Below are 17,400 nucleotides of genomic sequence, written 5' to 3'. Positions count from 1 at the left end.
GATTATAGTTTGTTGGAAGAACCCAATACATTTTTAATTTTGTGAGCTACCATGCCTTTAATAGCATCACGAGCAGGTCCTAAGTATTTACGAGGGTCAAATTCAGATGGATTTTGAGCCAAGTATTCACGTACGGATGCAGTCATAGCAAGACGAAGGTCTGTATCGATATTGATTTTGCAAACTGCCATTTGAGCTGCTTTGCGAAGCATTTCTTCAGGTACGCCTTTAGCACCAGGAATGTTGCCACCAAATTCGTTACATTTTGCTACGAATTCAGGCAATACGGAGGATGCGCCATGCAATACGATTGGGAAGTCAGGCAACAATTCGCCAACTTTTTTCAAACGATCGAAGTCAAGGTAAGGGTCGCCTTTGAATTTGTAAGCGCCGTGGCTAGTACCGATAGCAATGGCTAAGGAGTCTACGCCTGTAAGATGTACGAATTCAGCAGCTTGTTCTGGGTCAGTGAAGCGAGCATCTGCATCGGATACATTTACATCATCTTCAACACCAGCTAAACGACCTAATTCTGCTTCTACTACCACGCCATGAGCATGAGCATATTCAACAACTTGTTTAGTGATTTTTACGTTTTCATCAAAATCATGGTGAGATGCGTCGATCATAACGGATGTGAAACCACCGTCTACACAGTCTTTACAGATTTCGAAGGAATCGCCGTGATCAAGGTGAAGAGCGATAGGTAAATTGCTGTCTTCAAGAGCTGCTTCTACGAGTTTTACAAGGTAAATATGTTTAGCGTATTTACGAGCACCTGCAGATACTTGCAAGATAAGAGGGGATTGTTCCTCTTTTGCAGCGTCTACGATACCTTGTACGATTTCCATGTTGTTTACATTGAAAGCGCCAACAGCATAGCCGCCTTCATAGGCTTTTTTGAACATTTCTGTAGTAGTAACTAATGGCATGTTGTCCTCCTTGGCCATAGGGCCTGTCATATCATGTTATTAATACTGTGACTGCTAGTATTTCTAGCGCATATGAGCTAGATAAAAAACTAGTGTATTGCAATCATATATCAATTCAAGTTAAGTATATCAAGAAACACTATAAAGGGCCAATATTTTTTGTATAACTTATGCATAAATTTCGTCTAATTTTATGGCCCATGTGGGTTAATTTCTATGGATTAGTATTAATTTAGTAGTTATATATTTATTTAATTGGCGAGCAATGCCTTCATATCTGATGGTATGGATGCTTGTAATTCTAGCCACTCATCCGTCACAGGATGGTAAAAGCTAACCCGTGACGCATGGAGTGCTTGACGCTGAATGTATTCTAAGTGGCCACCGTACAGATCATCGCCAGCAAGTGGATATCCCAGTTGAGATAGATGGACCCGAATTTGATGAGTGCGCCCCGTATGTAATAAACATTGCACATGGGTAAAGCATTGCTCCATCTTATTCTTTACAATTGTATTACTCTCAATGACAGTTATATCTGTATGAGCAGGTTTACCTTCATTCGTGCAGCAACGCTCGATAATACTACCTGGTTTACGTCCTATAGGCCACTGTACGCTTATATGATTAGTAGGTAATTGACCTTCTACAATGGCGTCGTAGTTTTTATGGAAATGAGTACGCTTTTTATCAAAAGCATGTTGTACTACAGAGGTTTTGGCGATGATAACAATTCCAGAGGTGTCTTTATCTAACCGATGAACAGGATGGAAATCATAATGCTGATTTGTTTCTTGGTAGTAATGTAGAACACCATTTGCTAAAGTATGATCTCGTACCGTTGAAGTGGGATGCATCAGAATACCGGCCTCTTTGTTGATAACTACAATATACTCATCTTCGTATACGATATCTAAATCCATAGGACTTAAACTAAACTCTTGTTCAGGGGTTAACTTCATAACGAGATGGTCTCCACCGTGAACAAGGGTATTCCAAGAGGCTGGTTCGTCATTGACCGTTATAATACCGTCATTTCGCAAACGCCGCCGCATACGTTGGGAAATATGCTGTTGTTTTATAATATGATTCATAGATTGGGTATGTACGTTGGAATCTACAATCAAGTCGATAATAGTTGCTGTTTTCATACATAGTATTATATCAAATAAATAATGGATGAAGAATTTTTCATAATTCGTTGTCTTTATATGAGATTATATAGTATAATTTTTATTAATGTTTTTTATATTTTTTTTATGTGTAGGTATTTTACTTATTTGAATGCTTTGGCCGTTCAATATCTTAACACCATATATTGATGAGTATATGGTTTGCTTTGTAAAAGGAGAGGTTTATGAAACTGAATAAGAAATCCTTATTAGTCGCTTGTGTGTTGGCGACTATGTCTACAAGTGCTTTTGCAGCAACTACAACAACATCCACTAGTAGTACAACAGTAACAAATCAAGATACAAAAACATCTACTAGTACGCGTGTAACTAGTGAGAAACATACTTCAACTGTATCTACATCTACAACAAATACTACAGAAAAATCTTCAAGCCGTTCTAGTGGTACATCTGTAGGCGTAGGTGTGGGGATTGGTCGACTTGATACGTTTGTACCAATTTCTGGTGCTGTTAAAGAGCCACCAGCAGGTGTAAAAAAAGCAATGAAGGTATTGAAAGATGATTCCTTATTACAACAAGGCTATTTAGGTCTTGTAAAAGAAAAGGGGAAATGGGGTATCGTAGGTACAAATGGTCAAGTTGTACTCACTCCAGCCTATAAATCCTTAGATGCATCCAGTAAGAAGGATGGTACTTTCTTTGTTGAAGAAGGTAAAAATAAAATTTCTCATATTAAAGGCGATGGTACTGTATTAGAATCTGGTAAAGAAGCGCAAGAAGCTTTATATAGCAGCCTTAATGAGAAGAATACGGCTGTTAAAGAGCTAAATGATTTTGATCCTAAATCTGTTAGTCAAAGCTATCCAAGTGATTCTTATGTAGCTTTCACAGAAAAAGGTAAACTAGGATTTAAAGATGCTAATGGCAATGTAGTGATTCAGCCTCAATTTAAAGCATTATCTGATGTAGAAACTAAATTTAGTGAGGATCGTGCCTTTGTAAAAACTAATGGTAAAACTGTTGCTATTGATGGTAAAGGTACTGTATTATTTAATGCTCCATCTAATGAAGTATATCCATATAAAAATGGCTTGGCTGAATTCCGCCGTAAGGTAAGTCACTTTGGCCTTGGTGGTATTTTAGGTCTTGTAGGGATGGGTTACTTCTATAATCATGGTGGCGTATATCTTGATGGACTTGGTGGTCTTGTAGATGATGGTATGAAGCGCGGTTATATTGATCGTAATGGTGCTGTTGTAATCGATAGTAAGAACGATTATGTATACCCTATGGAAGAGCATGGTACCTTGGTTCGTAATGAAGGTAAATTAGGCTTTATGAATCGTCAAGGTCAATATGTAATTCAACCTGGAAATTACGAAGCTGGCACGATTGATGTAAATAATGTATTGTTAACATTGAAAAATAAAGATACTAATAAATATGGTATTTTTGATATGGAAACAGGCAAACAAGAGGTACCGTTTAAATACGATACTATCGAGTTTGTAGGCGAACATGAAATGTCTGTTACTAATGACACCAATCGTTATGTAGTAGATATGGCTACAGGTCGTGTGATCTATAAAGGCGATAAATCTATGAACGTAAAAACTTTCCTTGGTGATACATATACTTGGGTATATAACAAAGAAGGTAATTATAAGATTCTATCTCTTGATGGTAGAGTGATAGAAACTCCAGTTATGAAAGATATTTCTGGTACTGGTAGCTTCTCTCATGGTTATAGCCCTGTAAAAATCAAAGGTAACTGGGGGATTATCAACTCTAAAGGTGAGTTAGTAGTTCAACCTACATATGATGAAATTACAATTTTATAATGATAATGGTAAGACTGCACTTGTAAAAGTGCAGTCTTTTTCTATTTTTGAATATATCATGTTTATACATATACATTTCTTGTATTAATCTACGATTTATAGTCCGTATAATACTTCTATGATTAATAATAGTTATAATTAAAAATATCGATTTACCTAGAAAATAAGCCTGTTATAAGGTATAATTATAGAGATATATTCCGATTTGGTGTACATTTACACTTTCACTTGGAATATGAGGATGATGAAAGTAATACTGTGAACCCCATGCCCAACGGGTTCAGGTGTAGGAGGTATAAAATGGCTAAAGATTGTTCCTTTGACGTTGTGTCCGAAGTGGATATGCAGGAAGTAGATAATGCGGTAAACCAAGCGAAAAAAGAGATTGGTACGCGCTATGATTTTCGCGGTTCCAAAGCGGAAATCAGTCTTGAAGGTGACACTATCAAAATCATCGGTGATGATGAATATAAATTGAATGCCATTATCGATGTTTTAAAAGGCAAAATGGTTAAACGTAACGTAGCGATTAAAAATCTTGACTACGGCAAAGTAGAGCCAGCTGCTGGTGCAACAGTTCGCCAAATCATTACTATTAAAAAAGGCATTACTAAAGAAAATGCTAAAGATGTAGTAAAAGCAATTAAAAACATGAAAATCAAGGTACAAGCATCTATCCAAGAGGATCAAGTGCGTGTATCTGGTAAGGACAAAGATGATTTGCAAGCAGTAATCCAAATGTTAAAACAATTGGATATTCCTGTAGAATTGCAATTCGTTAACTTCCGTTCCTAATAACATATGTCCATAAGATAGGGTTAGTTTGATTCATTGGAGTTGCTAACCCTATCGGTGTAGGAGGCCTTATGAAAGTAGAGGACATGAAGGGTGGCTATACCACAGGTTCATGTGCTACGGCAGGTATGAAAGCTGGTTTATTGGCCCTCTTAGATAAGAACATCGTGGATCAAGTGGTCATTGAAAATCCTCAAGGTCAGTATATTGAGGTACCTATCAAACAGGTAGAGGTCATATCCGATATAGAGGCTAAGGTGACCGTTATGAAAGACGGCGGCGACGATCCTGATGTAACTCATGGCAATGATGTGGAAACGACGGTGACCCTTGATGATACTGGTGAACTACGATTCCGAGCGGGCTTTGGCGTTGGGACGGTAACAAAACCGGGCCTTGCTATGCCTCCAGGAGAACCAGCTATCAATCCAGGACCTCGGGCGATGATGAAAATCGTTTTTGAAGAGCATTGTGTACATGGCCAAGGTGTAACGGTAACGGTGAGTGTACCAAACGGTATGGTATTAGCCAAGAAAACGTTAAATCATACCCTGGGTATCGAAGGTGGTATTTCCATTATCGGTACTACGGGTATCGTTAAGCCTATGAGTGAAGAAGGGTTCAAGAACTCCTTAGTACCTCAGCTAAAGGTTATGAAAGCTAATGGTTGTGAAACGGCTGTTCTCGTGCCGGGCCGTATTGGTCAAGATTTAGCTGAACAAGTATTAGGTATTCATAAGAACCAAATGGCAGAGACCAGTAACTTTATTGGCTTTATGCTTGAAAAGGCAGTACAAATTGGCTTCAAGCGTATTTTGATCATCGGTCATATTGGTAAGCTAATAAAATTAGCTAGTGGTAGTTTCCATACCCACAATCGCATGAGTGATGGTCGCATGGAAAGCATCGTAGCCTATGCCGCTTTAGAAGGGGCATCCCAAGCGGTGTGTGAAGAGCTATTTAATTGCCAAACTACAGAGTCTACGTTCCCGATTTTAGAACGAGAAGGACTGACTGGTGTATACCAACGCGTTGTAGATCGTGCATCTTTGCGTAGTGAGCGATATATTGCTAACGAGGCAGAGGTAGGTATCATCATTACCACCTTAAAAGGTGAGATTTTGGCAATGGATAAGCATGCTAAAGAGATAGGAGAGCTTGAACAATGGCACATACCTTGTATATCGTAGGCATTGGTCCAGGTAATCCTGATTATGTGGTACCTAAAGGCCTTAATTTAATTAAACATGCCACAGTATTGGTCGGTAGTGAACGGTCCTTAGAAGACTTTCAGGAGCCTGGCCAAATTACATATCCTGTAACAGGTAAGCTTAGCCTATTAGCTGAGCAAATTGAGCGTGAGCTCAACGATCATGACGTTGTCGTTATGGTAAGTGGTGATACAGGCTACTATAGCTTGTTGCCATATTTAAAGAAGAAATTTCCTGCCAATCCTATTGAGGTTGTGCCAGGCATTAGTTCTATGACCTTTGCCTTCGCTCGACTCAATGAGGTGTGGCATGATGCGGATTTAATGAGCTTTCACGGTCGCCAACCGGCACCTGAAAAACTCGTGTATGAAGCAGGTAAAAAGATGGGGTTCTTGACGGATCCTGAATATAATCCAGCGCATATTGCGCGTATTTTAATAGATGCAGGTTGGCCAAAAGAAACGAGAGCAGCAGCCCTTGAGCGCTTGAGCTATGATGATGAAAAAATTGTAGACTCCACGCTAGAGGTGTTAACTGAGCTTGAAGGCTTTGGTCATTCTGTAATGGTGGTATTAGGATGAGACATTTTTTCGGAATTCCTGATGAGGAATTTATCCGCGGCGACGTGCCAATGACGAAATGCGAGATTCGCAAAGCCGTTATGAACGAGGCACGCATCGAGGAAGATAGCATCGTCCTTGACGTTGGTGCTGGTACGGGCTCTATTTCTATTGAAGCAGCCTTGGCCGCGCCTAAAGGGCATGTATATGCGATTGAGCGCTTTGATAAAGGCATCGACCTTATCAATGAAAACATGAAGAAATTCAATGTAAATAATATGACGGTTATCAAGTCCAAAGCTCCTGAAGGTATGGAAGAATTGCCTGAGCTAGATGCTGTTATCATAGGCGGCAGCGCTGGTGGTATGACTGGCATCATGGACGAGGCGCAACGTCTTTTAAAAATTGGCGGACGTTTAGTTGTAACAGCTGTAACAATGGAAACTGGTTATACCATCCTTAAAGAGTTGAAAGGTCGTCCTTTCACCTATGAAGGTTACCAAATGTCCATTAGCCGTTACCGTAAGGCTGGTCCATATCATTTGTTAGACCCATTGAGTCCAATTTTCATTGTATCTGCAACGCGTATCGCAGAAGGAGAGTAATATGGTTGACGTACATATCGTAGGCGCAGGCCCTGGGGATCCTGAGTTAATCACTCGCAAAGGGTATCGTTTAGTACAAGAGGCAGACGTTGTTATTTATGCTGGCTCCTTGGTAAACCCTGCTATTTTAGAGGCTTGTAAACCAGGCTGTGAAATTCATAACAGTGCTACTATGAACCTTGATGAGGTGTTGGCTGTTATGAAAGCCTCCGTTGAGGCTGGTAAAAGCGTAGTTCGCCTTCACACAGGTGATCCTGCTATTTACGGTGCTATTCAAGAACAAATGGATGCACTGGCTGGCATGGGCATTTCTTATGAAGTCGTGCCAGGCGTAAGTTCTTTCCTTGCTACAGCAGCGGCTTTGAAACAAGAATATACATTACCAAATGTATCTCAAACAGTAATTATTACGCGTATGGAAGGTCGTACACCAATGCCTCCAAAGGAAAAATTGCGCATGTTAGCAGCTCATGAAGCGACAATGTGTATTTTCCTTAGCGTTCAAATGTTAGATAAGGTTGTAGCTGAACTTATCGAGGGTGGTTATGATAAAACGACTCCAGTGGCTATCGTGGTAAAAGCGTCTTGGCCAGACCAACGCATTATCCGTGGCACATTGGAAACTATTGCGGACATCGTAGCGAAAGAGGGCGTATTGCGCCAAGCTATGATCGTAGTAAGCCATGTATTAGATAGTGAATATGAATTATCTAAACTTTACGACAAAGGCTTTGCTCACATGTACCGCAGTGCTAAGGACTAATATGATGAAAGCACCAGAAATTGCTGCATCTACGACTGGAGTTAAGAAGAATAGAACGGCTATTCTCTCTGTATCTGAACGAGGTGCAAAGCTAGGTCAACGCATCAAGTCTTTTGTGGCACCCCATGCGGATTGCTTTGAAAAGGAAAATCGTCCCTCTGGTGGTGAGGCTATTTATTTTGACTCCCTCAAAAACCATATAGGACAGATTTTCAAGGATTACGACCAAGTACTGTGTATTATGGCACTCGGTATAGTAGTGCGCATGATTGCACCATATATTGAGCATAAATCCAAGGATCCTGCGGTAGTCGTAATGGACGAAGTGGGTCACCATGTGATTAGCTTATTGTCTGGGCACCTTGGGGGCGCCAACGAATGGACGCAGTCCATTTCGCTGGCCATCGATGCGGACCCCGTCATTACAACCGCAACGGATGTAAACGGATTGCCAGCGCCTGACGTGTTGGCGCGCCACGAGCATCTGTTAGTAGATGATTTTCAAACCTTAATCAATGTAAACTCTGCCATTGTTGGAGGAGAACAGGTTGATTATTATATCGATGAAAGCTTACCGAATGCAGAGCATTTAGAACAAGCTGCGAAAGCTCATATTGGTGAACATGGTATGGTTCACGTTGTTTCGTTGGATCAGCTTGAGCTTATTCCATGTAAAAATGAAAGCGCGGAAGAGGGTTCATCTAGAGTTGTAATTACTGATAAAGTAATTGCCGAGTATGGACATCAATTAATTTTGCGCCCTCGTACGTATACGATGGGCATTGGCTGTCGTCGAGATACGCCGAAGGAATTGATTCTTAACGCTATTCAACAGTCGCTAGCAGCACATAAGCTTTCACCAAAGAGCCTTGTAACGGCTGCATCGGTCATCGTTAAACAAGATGAAGTAGGCCTCTTAGAGGCTATGCAAATTATGGGGTGGCCTATCGTGTTCTATACACAGGACGAGATGGCACCACTCATTGAAGAAGAAAAATTAAAAGAATCTAATTTTGTAAAAGGAACTATAGGAGTAGGAAACGTATGCGAGACAACGGCATTACTAGCGGCCAAGAGCCGAACATTAATACAGCACAAAACAATTTATCCAAAAACAACGGTAGCCATTGCACAGGTAACATCAAAGTAATCGGCATCGGCCCTGGCGATGAAGAGTTTATGACGCCTCAAGCGCGCGAAGCTATCTTAGCAGCTGACCGCGTTGTAGGTTATTTGACATACCTCGACTTGATTAAAGACCTCATCGAAGGTAAAGAAACTGTAGGTACTGCAATGATGCAAGAAGTAGATCGTTGCCAACAAGCAGTTGATTTAGCAGTAGAAGGTCATCAAGTAGTTGTAGTATCCTCTGGTGACTCTGGCGTATACGGCATGGCAGGTCTTGTGTTGGAACTTGCTAATAAAGTGCCAGCAGAAAAACGCCCTTCTGTAGATATCGTGCCTGGCCTTAGCGCTGTAAACGTAGCAGCATCTGTATTGGGTGCACCATTGATGCATGACTTTGCAGTTATTTCCTTGAGCGACTTGATGACGCCATGGGATCTTATCAAAAAACGTGCAGACCTTTGTGCACAAGGCGATATGGTTATTTCCTTGTACAACCCACGCAGTAAAAAACGTGTTACACATTTAGATGAAGTTCGTGAAATCGTTCTTAAATACCGTGACCCTAAAACACCTGTTGGTATCGTGCAAAAAGCAGGTCGCCCAGGCCAACATATGGTAATCTCTGATCTTGAAAACTTCACAAATGAAGAAGTAGATATGCAAACACTTGTTATCATCGGTAACAGCCAAACCTATATTGAAAATGGTCGCATGATTACACCTCGAGGCTACAAATTATGATTTGGGTCATTGCCGGCACTTTGGATGGCCGCACCTTAGCGGTAGAAATCCAAAAACGAACTGGCGAAGATGTGCTTGTTACGGTTGTTAGCCAATATGGGGCAGAGCTTGCTGCCCATATTGGCATTACCGTACATACGGGCCGTCTTGACCAAGAGGCTATGCAAGACTTAATTAAGAAGCACAATGTGCGCCTATTAATCGATGCAAGCCATCCGTATGCTGCTATCGTTACGGCTACGGCTCAAGATGCAGCAAAAGCTGAAGGTATTCCTTTTGTTCGTTTCGAACGTAAAGAGGTGCCATTACCAGACTATGATAAATTGCATATCGTAGTGGACGAAGTAGAAGCAGCTAATCTAGCAGGTAAATTAGCGAAGGAAAATAATAGCCATGTGTATTTGACTACAGGTAGTAAAACAATGCACATCTTTGCTAAATCTGAAGCCTTGCAAGATTGCGAAGTATGGACCCGCATTTTGCCTACTGCAGAGGTGTTACAAATGATGGAAGACCTCAATGTAAGTCCAAAACGCATTGTTGCTGTACAAGGTCCATTCTCTTACGATATGAACCGCATCATGTTCCACGATACAAAGGCGAGCGTTGTAGTTATGAAAAACTCTGGCCTTGTAGGTGGTGCTGATACAAAATTACAAGCCGCTATGGATCTTGGCATCCATGTTATTGTTATCGATCGTCCACGTGTTAAAATTGAAGGCCACGTGGTATCATCTAATGATGAATTTTTCAAATTATGGGAGGACACTAATGGATTACGTTAAAAATCCTAAAGCCATTGAAGATAAAAGTATGGAAATCATTTACGATTATGTAAAAGATTTAGGTTTAACCGATGATGAAGTACGCGTAGTATCTCGTACTGTTCATGCGTCTGGCGACGTTGAATACGCTCAACTCGTAAAAATGAGCCCTGATGCTGTTCAAAAAGGTATCGAAGCATTAGATAATGGTGCAGATATTTATACAGATGTGGAAATGGTTCGCACAGGTATTTCTAAACCAGCTCTTAAAATTCGCGGCAACGAAGTACATTGCTTAATTAAAGATGAAAATGTAGCTAAAATGGCTAAAGAATTAGGCGTAACACGTTCCATCGCAGCTATGCGTACATTTGGTAAACAATTAGAAGGCCAAATCGTTGCTATCGGTAATGCGCCAACAGCATTGTACGAAGTATTGCGTTTGGCTCTTGAAGAAGGCGTTAAACCAGCTCTTATCATTGGTATCCCTGTAGGCTTTGTAGGCGCTGCAGAATCCAAAGATTACTTGATGGAAGTATCCCCAGTTCCTTACATCACTGTAAAAGGCAACAAAGGTGGTAGCCCAATTGCTGCTTCCGTATGTAATGCATTGCTTTACACAGACGTAAAACGCAATGACATGCTCTTCGTAGAAGGCAAAGAGTCTAAATAATACAAAACCCGAATCGTATTTTTGTAGTTCTACGATTCGGGTTTTACTGTATATATTTTTCACAATAATTGCTAAACATAGTCAAATATAATGTATTAGATCTCTTATAATGTAGTTAATTTTTGAGAGGGGGGTTCATATGGCATCAAGTAATGAACGAAAATTATTTCGCGTATCAGTGATTTGTATCTTAATCATCGCCGTTATTACGAGCATGATTATATCTCTTATTTGGGGATCAACACCCGTATCATTAGCTGAGATTTGGCATACATTATGGTCTAGTGAGCTAACAGATACATCTTCACAAATTATTTGGAATATTCGATTGCCTCGCAATATTGTAGCTGCGTTAGTGGGGGCTTGTCTAGCTGTATCTGGTGCAATTTTGCAAGCAGTTATGAAAAATCCCCTAGCAGATCCACAGATTGTAGGGGTATCCTCTGGTGCTGGATTAGCTGGTGTTATCATTTTTATTTTATTTCCTGGGTATGACCATATAGTTCCGTTGGTAGCCTTTTTAGGTGCTATGGCTGCGGCGATGATGGTATATGCTCTTGCTTGGAAGAATGGTGTACGCCCAAGCCGTATCATCTTGGCTGGTGTTGCAGTGGCTGCTTTTTTAGGCTCTGGTATTTCTGCACTACTTGTATTCTATGGAGATCGTGTGCAAGGAGCCTTACTTTGGATGGTAGGGGGCTTGGCTGCACGCAGTTGGCCTCAAGTAGAGGTTCTGTTCCCATACGCGTTAGTCGGTCTTATTTTTGCCTGTTTAGGAGCTAAACGACTTACCATTTTAAGTTTAGGTGACGAAACTGCAAAGGGATTAGGCCTTAAGGTAGAACAAACACGGTTTATTATGACTGCAGTGGCTGCTCTTTTAGCGGCTGGTGCTGTAAGTATAGCTGGGCTTATCGGATTTGTAGGTTTGGTTATTCCCCATATGTTACGTCTTATAATCGGTAATGATTATGCGTATTTACTGCCTGGATCCGCATTATTAGGTGCGTTAGTACTTGTTGTCAGTGATACAATAGGACGTGTTATGTGGAGCCCTATAGAGGTACCAGTGGGCATTATTATGGCATTCTTTGGAGCGCCGTTCTTCTTATATCTATTGAGGAGGGATAACTAATGAATACCGCTATTGATGTAAAACAGTTATCCGTAACTCTTGGCAATCGTCATATTCTACATGATATTAATGTATCGGTTCCTATCGGTAAAATTACGACATTAATAGGACCTAATGGTTGTGGTAAAAGTACACTCTTACGGTCTATGATTGGATATATTCATAGTCCTCGTGAATGTGTGACTATTTTAGGTAAACCATTACAGTCATATTCACAAAATGAATTGGCACGTCAAATGGCGTTTCTGCCACAGGTGCCTAATATGCCAAAGGATATGACCGTAGAAGAATTGGTATATTGTGGACGGTATCCATACCAAAATTGGTGGAAAAACACGGCTAAAGAAGATCGTGAAATCGTTGACTATGCGTTACATATCACGAAAACGAATCATTTGAGAGAACAATTAATCCCATCCCTATCTGGTGGCGAACGGCAACGTGTTTGGATTGCTATGGCACTAGCACAGCAACCAAAATTATTAGTCTTAGACGAACCAACAACGTATTTAGATATTAATCACCAATTAGAAATTATGGAGTTATTGAAACGCTTAAATAAGGAACAAAATTTAACCGTTCTCATGGTACTTCACGAACTAACACAGGCGGTTCAATATTCACATCATATGGCTGTTATAAAAGAAGGGTATTTAGTAACGTCAGGAGAAACAAATAAAATAATATCGGATGAGTTGTTTAGAGATGTTTTCTCTGTAGATGTACAACTTGATACATTTGATAATAAAAAATATGTGCGCGTAAAAGGATTAGTTGAGTAGCTTGATATTAATAAAAAAGAGGGCATTCCCTATTTGGGGGATGCCCTCTTTTGCATGATGCAATATGTTAGAATGTAACATTAATACCATAGGCTTCTTTAACTAAACGTGCCATAGCTTCTGGTGTTTGTAGACCTGGGTTTAATAGGAATAGTTTAGATGGTAAATATATTACGCGGTTATTTTGTACAGCTTTTAAATTAGCCCATGCAGGATTATCTGTCATAGCTTGTTTCATAGCTTTTGTAATTTCTTCTTCTTTACCCATTGTAACAACGAAGATAATATCAGGGTTATCTGCAGTCAATGTTTCAAGAGAGTAAGGGACAGTTTTATCCTTAGTTGTGCCTTCTAGGTGGGAGGCAACAACGTTTGTCATGCCTAGCTCTTTTACCATGGATGCAGTAACTGCTTCATCAGTTTCAGCAGTTACACCCTTTCCTGTGGCACGTAATACAGCAACACGTGCAGGTTGTTGGTTTTTAATAGCATCTTTTACCTTTTGAATGTTGCTTTCATAGGTTGCAATAACGGATTTAGCCTTATCTTGATGGTTGGTTAATTCACCAAGGAATGTTAGCATTGGTACATTATCCTTGATGCCATCGTAATTGAAAAGCACTGCTGGAATATTGTTAGATTGTAATTGGGATTCATATTTTTTATGTTGGTTTTCCAAACCCAATACCACATCTGGCTTCAAGCCTAATAGTTGTTCCATGTTGATATTAGCCGTTTGACCTAATGCAGGTAATGCTTCTAAATCTGGAGCTAATTTATCTGTTGTGCTAGCACGGGAGATAGCTTTGCCATCCACTGCGTATAGCATGGACAATACAGAGTTTGAAAGAACAGCGATGCGTTGCGGATCCTTTGGTACAGTGTAGGTTTCACCATTAAAGGTAAGTTCCTTCGTAGTAGCAGAAGAGCTGGATGTGGATTTACCACACCCAGCTATTGCTAGTACAACCATGACCAAAGCAAGACTACAAAGTAGTAGTTTTTTCATGATGTACTCCTATATACGTTTTTAACGACACAATTTAATTGTTAAGTAAATTATTTTTGTAATGCATCCCAAGCTTCGTTAGCACGTTCCACGAAGATATTACGGATATTTTGGTTTTCACCTAAACCATGGAGATAAGTATCTACTTTGAAACCGTCTTTTTCAAGGATGGATTTATGGGAATCTGGTTCATTGCCTGCCATGTCGTTATTAGCATGGTCGCCAGCTACCATCATGAATGGCATCAATGTAACATGTTTAATACCGTGCATTTTTAATTGAGGTACAACTTGTTCAAGGTTTGGAGTACCTTCTACAGTGTAGATATATACATTTTTCAAGCCAAGGGAATGGATACGATCTTGGATTACAGAGTAGTAAGCATTGGAAGGATCTGGGGTACCATGAGCCATGATAAGAAGCGCATCTTCTTTACCTAATTTAGGGAACTGAGATTGAACGGCTTTAATTGTTTGTACAACTTCATCAGTTTGACCTTCTTGGCCCATCCAGTACATAAGTGGAGTACCAAGTGTCATTTTCTTAAAGTTATTTTTGTATAAGTTGTAAACAGCAACATCATAGTTATATTCCATACCAGGAATAACATCCAAAGATGTTAAAGCTACACGAGAGTAACCTTCAGCTTTTAATTGGTCTAACGCTTCTTCAGGAGTTGGGTATGTAATACCTTCTTTTTGTTGGATACGATCACGAATAATATGGCTTGTGAAAGCTGTTACTACTTTAGTGTTTGGATGAGCTGCTTTAATAGCATCTACAGTAGCATCAATTGTTTTAGCACGAGTATCTTTGTATGTAGTACCAAAGCTCATAACAACGATTGCATCTTTATTTTGGAGATTTTGAAGTTCTTTAGTTTCATGCGTACGAACACCAATAGTGGATGCCTCTTTCAATGCTGGAGTAGGGTCTTTTACTTCTTCATTTAATTGGTATGCTGCGTTAGATACAACAGGTGCCCCAACGGATACTGCTAAACCTAAAATGGCGGATGCTAATGCTAATTGTTTTTTCATTTTAATACTCCTATCCATAACTTAACTACAAGTCTATGCAATAATCTTAGTAACCTACAATAATTTTATATAAAAGATATAGTTTATAGATTACTATAGATATATTGCATATATATAACCTTAAGCCAATCGTAACAAAGGAACATAGGGGTGTCAATAAACCCCATACCCCTAGAAGTATAGGAAAATTAAGGGTTTTTAAGCAATTTATGTGATGAATATAGTATAGTATTAGCTTTTATAAATATATTCTTTTTGGTTATAAGGATATGAATGTGTGAATATATGAGTAATTTTATTCTACTTTATATCTAGCATACTTTGATGGGACCCAATAACATTACTACAAATAAATTAAAAATGACGACCTATACTTGTTTGTTCCTCGTTCCTGATGTCACTACACAAGTACAGGTCGCCATTTTTATTACTGTAGTTGTGTAGGCGTCCCATCAAAATATGATATATAATAAATATAAAATTTTAGTAAAATAAAATTATCAGATAAAAGAGAGAAGGACTATGTTTGGTTTTATTGAGAGAGAACAAATACTTTTAAAACAAAATGTATACGATCTAATACATAATACTAGAATATCTTTTTTATTTATTTTAGTAGGGGGATTTTTTATTTATGTGCTGGGTAATATACATATAAATAGAGGAGCAACTTATGATTTGTATTGGTATTATGTACGATATTTTTATAAGCTGCTAGGTTTATGTGTTGTCTATGATTTATGTAGACGTAGGCTATATGACTATGGTTTTTCAAGTAATTGGTAAATAAATTTATTTACTTAATGTATGGAGAGGTGAGGGTGAGCTTTATTGATACAATTATTAATAAATGAGTGGGCTTTATTTCAGTCTAACATATGTAGTCTTAAATATAATTGGCGTTTAGATCGTCTGTCTTATTTCTTCTCGCTTTTTATTGTTTTTATAATGTTTATTATTATGCCTAATATGATAATAGGTAAGTTTAATATCTATAGTGATAAGTATATACAGTTGGTTGGAATAATTGATTATATTGTTGTTATCTTAGCTTTGGCCATTATCTCATTACAACGTATTATGGATATAGGACGTTTATGGCTATACCTTGTGTTATGGATAGGAATTATACTATATTTTCTCTATAATCCATTTGATATCTCAGAAAATGTTATTACTGTTACACGTAATGTGGATTCCATTGAAACTATCTTAAATATAAATATAGGCTTTATATTCGGTATTCTTTCTATATTATTGCTTTTATCAGGGACGAATACACGTAATAAATATGGTGAGGCTGATGGTGTAATTAAAACTACTTGGGGATATATACATTATCCATTCTTGGAGAATTGGAATAGATTTAAGGAAGGGTTTTCTTTTTATAAAGTTATATCAATTATCAAGGAAAGTGGATCGTTACAATTATTTAATGTATCAAAGCGAGTAAGCCGTGGAGAAATATTATATTATTATATAGCTTATCAGTTAATCATTATTTTATTCATCTTATTGGTAATGATGATTTCTAAAATTCTACCGAAAACTGAATTTATATCTGTTTTATTAGTATATGTATTTGATATAGCCTATATATGGGTAGTTATATATATTGTAAGACTTGGTATTATGAGATTACATGATTCTGGTAGTAGTGCGCTATGGCTATTAGGATTATTGATACCATTTATAAATATGTATGTAGTTTATTTATTATTTGGTAAGGGATCTTGGCAATTTGTAAAAAACCTTTAGGTTTATATTCTATGAAATAGGAAATAGTTTATGATATATGACTTATTAATTTTAGGCATTAGCATATGGTTGTTGTATGATATTTTTCTTATGTATAAAGCAAAGAATAAATCACAAGTCTTAATAGAGTCTATATTGCTTGCTGTATTAATTGCTGGATACTTAATAAATAAACTGTATGAGACTAACTATTATACATCAGATACATATTTTTATTCAGGTATGGTATTAGCGGCTATTATGTATTTTTGTATATTATGGTTACATAGATATAGATATAAAAGTACTGATGATGAAAGAAAAAAGAAAAGTATAATTAATTCAATTTTAATAATTCATGCAATTATATTTTTATATGGTGTGGTAATTGTTTGGGTGGTATTCTTTTAGAAATTAATGTGATTTTTTATCTAAAAAATGGTGTTGGACGTCTTTGCGTTCAACACCATTTTATTGTACGCCGAATAGGCATGACTAAACCCCCAGTTAAACTGGGGGTTGGTAAAAATTCTTAGAGAAAAGGAAAGAAC

17 protein-coding genes are annotated in these 17,400 nt (G+C 38.4%); 13 read left to right on the top strand and 4 right to left on the bottom strand.

Features of this window, described 5'->3' with window-relative positions; translation table 11 throughout:
* Window positions 1-2: 2 nt before the first annotated feature.
* Window positions 3-932 (bottom strand): class II fructose-1,6-bisphosphate aldolase, encoded by a 930-nt coding sequence (fba, locus tag LKD20_RS08035; RefSeq protein WP_227721416.1) that lies wholly within the window; start codon window positions 930-932, stop codon window positions 3-5.
* Between the two features lie 251 nt (window positions 933-1,183).
* Entirely contained in the window at window positions 1,184-2,083 is a 900-nt protein-coding gene (locus LKD20_RS08030; RefSeq protein WP_227721415.1) for an RluA family pseudouridine synthase, read from the bottom strand.
* A 206-nt stretch (window positions 2,084-2,289) separates the two neighbouring features.
* Between LKD20_RS08030 and LKD20_RS08025 the strand changes: the two genes are divergently transcribed.
* From LKD20_RS08025 to LKD20_RS07970, 12 genes are all read left to right on the top strand, one after another.
* Window positions 2,290-3,906 (top strand): WG repeat-containing protein, encoded by a 1,617-nt coding sequence (locus LKD20_RS08025; RefSeq protein ID WP_227721414.1) that lies wholly within the window; start codon window positions 2,290-2,292, stop codon window positions 3,904-3,906.
* Between the two features lie 300 nt (window positions 3,907-4,206).
* Window positions 4,207-4,701: a YajQ family cyclic di-GMP-binding protein gene (locus LKD20_RS08020; protein WP_227721413.1), complete on the top strand. Its 495-nt coding sequence runs from the start codon at window positions 4,207-4,209 to the stop codon at window positions 4,699-4,701.
* Window positions 4,702-4,772: 71 nt separating this feature from the next.
* Window positions 4,773-5,891, top strand: coding sequence for a cobalt-precorrin-5B (C(1))-methyltransferase CbiD (cbiD, locus tag LKD20_RS08015; RefSeq protein ID WP_227721412.1), 1,119 nt, complete (start codon window positions 4,773-4,775; stop codon window positions 5,889-5,891).
* Complete coding sequence (gene cbiE, locus LKD20_RS08010; protein WP_227721411.1) at window positions 5,867-6,493, top strand: precorrin-6y C5,15-methyltransferase (decarboxylating) subunit CbiE; 627 nt, start codon at window positions 5,867-5,869, stop codon at window positions 6,491-6,493. Before cbiD ends, cbiE begins: the two co-directional genes overlap by 25 nt.
* Window positions 6,490-7,077, top strand: coding sequence for a precorrin-6Y C5,15-methyltransferase (decarboxylating) subunit CbiT (cbiT, locus tag LKD20_RS08005; protein ID WP_054748358.1), 588 nt, complete (start codon window positions 6,490-6,492; stop codon window positions 7,075-7,077). Before cbiE ends, cbiT begins: the two co-directional genes overlap by 4 nt.
* Before the next feature lies 1 nt (window position 7,078).
* Window positions 7,079-7,840 (top strand): precorrin-4 C(11)-methyltransferase, encoded by a 762-nt coding sequence (gene cobM, locus LKD20_RS08000; RefSeq protein ID WP_060924182.1) that lies wholly within the window; start codon window positions 7,079-7,081, stop codon window positions 7,838-7,840.
* Window positions 7,841-7,844: 4 nt separating this feature from the next.
* On the top strand, window positions 7,845-8,990 hold the full coding sequence (locus LKD20_RS07995; RefSeq protein ID WP_349226952.1) for a cobalt-precorrin 5A hydrolase: 1,146 nt from the start codon (window positions 7,845-7,847) through the stop codon (window positions 8,988-8,990).
* A 29-nt stretch (window positions 8,991-9,019) separates the two neighbouring features.
* Entirely contained in the window at window positions 9,020-9,709 is a 690-nt protein-coding gene (gene cobJ / locus LKD20_RS07990) for a precorrin-3B C(17)-methyltransferase (protein WP_255621358.1), read from the top strand.
* Window positions 9,706-10,494: a precorrin-6A reductase gene (gene cobK, locus LKD20_RS07985; protein WP_227721409.1), complete on the top strand. Its 789-nt coding sequence runs from the start codon at window positions 9,706-9,708 to the stop codon at window positions 10,492-10,494. Before cobJ ends, cobK begins: the two co-directional genes overlap by 4 nt.
* Window positions 10,481-11,146: a precorrin-8X methylmutase gene (locus LKD20_RS07980; protein ID WP_024045186.1), complete on the top strand. Its 666-nt coding sequence runs from the start codon at window positions 10,481-10,483 to the stop codon at window positions 11,144-11,146. Before cobK ends, LKD20_RS07980 begins: the two co-directional genes overlap by 14 nt.
* 139 nt (window positions 11,147-11,285) lie before the next feature.
* A complete protein-coding gene (locus LKD20_RS07975; protein ID WP_227721408.1) occupies window positions 11,286-12,281 on the top strand; it encodes a FecCD family ABC transporter permease in 996 nt (331 codons plus the stop codon).
* Window positions 12,281-13,063, top strand: a complete 783-nt coding sequence (locus LKD20_RS07970) for an ABC transporter ATP-binding protein (RefSeq protein ID WP_227721407.1) — start codon at window positions 12,281-12,283, stop codon at window positions 13,061-13,063. The genes LKD20_RS07975 and LKD20_RS07970 overlap by 1 nt, the downstream gene beginning before the upstream one ends.
* A gap of 67 nt (window positions 13,064-13,130) precedes the next feature.
* Here LKD20_RS07970 and LKD20_RS07965 read toward each other — a convergent pair whose 3' ends face one another.
* Window positions 13,131-14,072: an ABC transporter substrate-binding protein gene (locus LKD20_RS07965; protein ID WP_227721406.1), complete on the bottom strand. Its 942-nt coding sequence runs from the start codon at window positions 14,070-14,072 to the stop codon at window positions 13,131-13,133.
* Between the two features lie 50 nt (window positions 14,073-14,122).
* Window positions 14,123-15,112, bottom strand: coding sequence for a sirohydrochlorin cobaltochelatase (locus LKD20_RS07960; RefSeq protein WP_227721405.1), 990 nt, complete (start codon window positions 15,110-15,112; stop codon window positions 14,123-14,125).
* 831 nt (window positions 15,113-15,943) lie between these two features.
* On the opposite strand from LKD20_RS07960, the gene LKD20_RS07955 reads away from it, so the two are divergent.
* Entirely contained in the window at window positions 15,944-16,870 is a 927-nt protein-coding gene (locus tag LKD20_RS07955) for a DUF805 domain-containing protein (protein ID WP_227721404.1), read from the top strand.
* Window positions 16,871-17,400 lie beyond the last annotated feature (530 nt).

Source organism: Veillonella fallax, from assembly GCF_020687175.1.
Taxonomy (GTDB): Bacteria; Bacillota; Negativicutes; order Veillonellales; family Veillonellaceae; genus Veillonella; species Veillonella fallax.
Note: the sequence above shows the minus strand (reverse complement) of the source record. Positions and strands in the feature narration are given on the sequence as shown.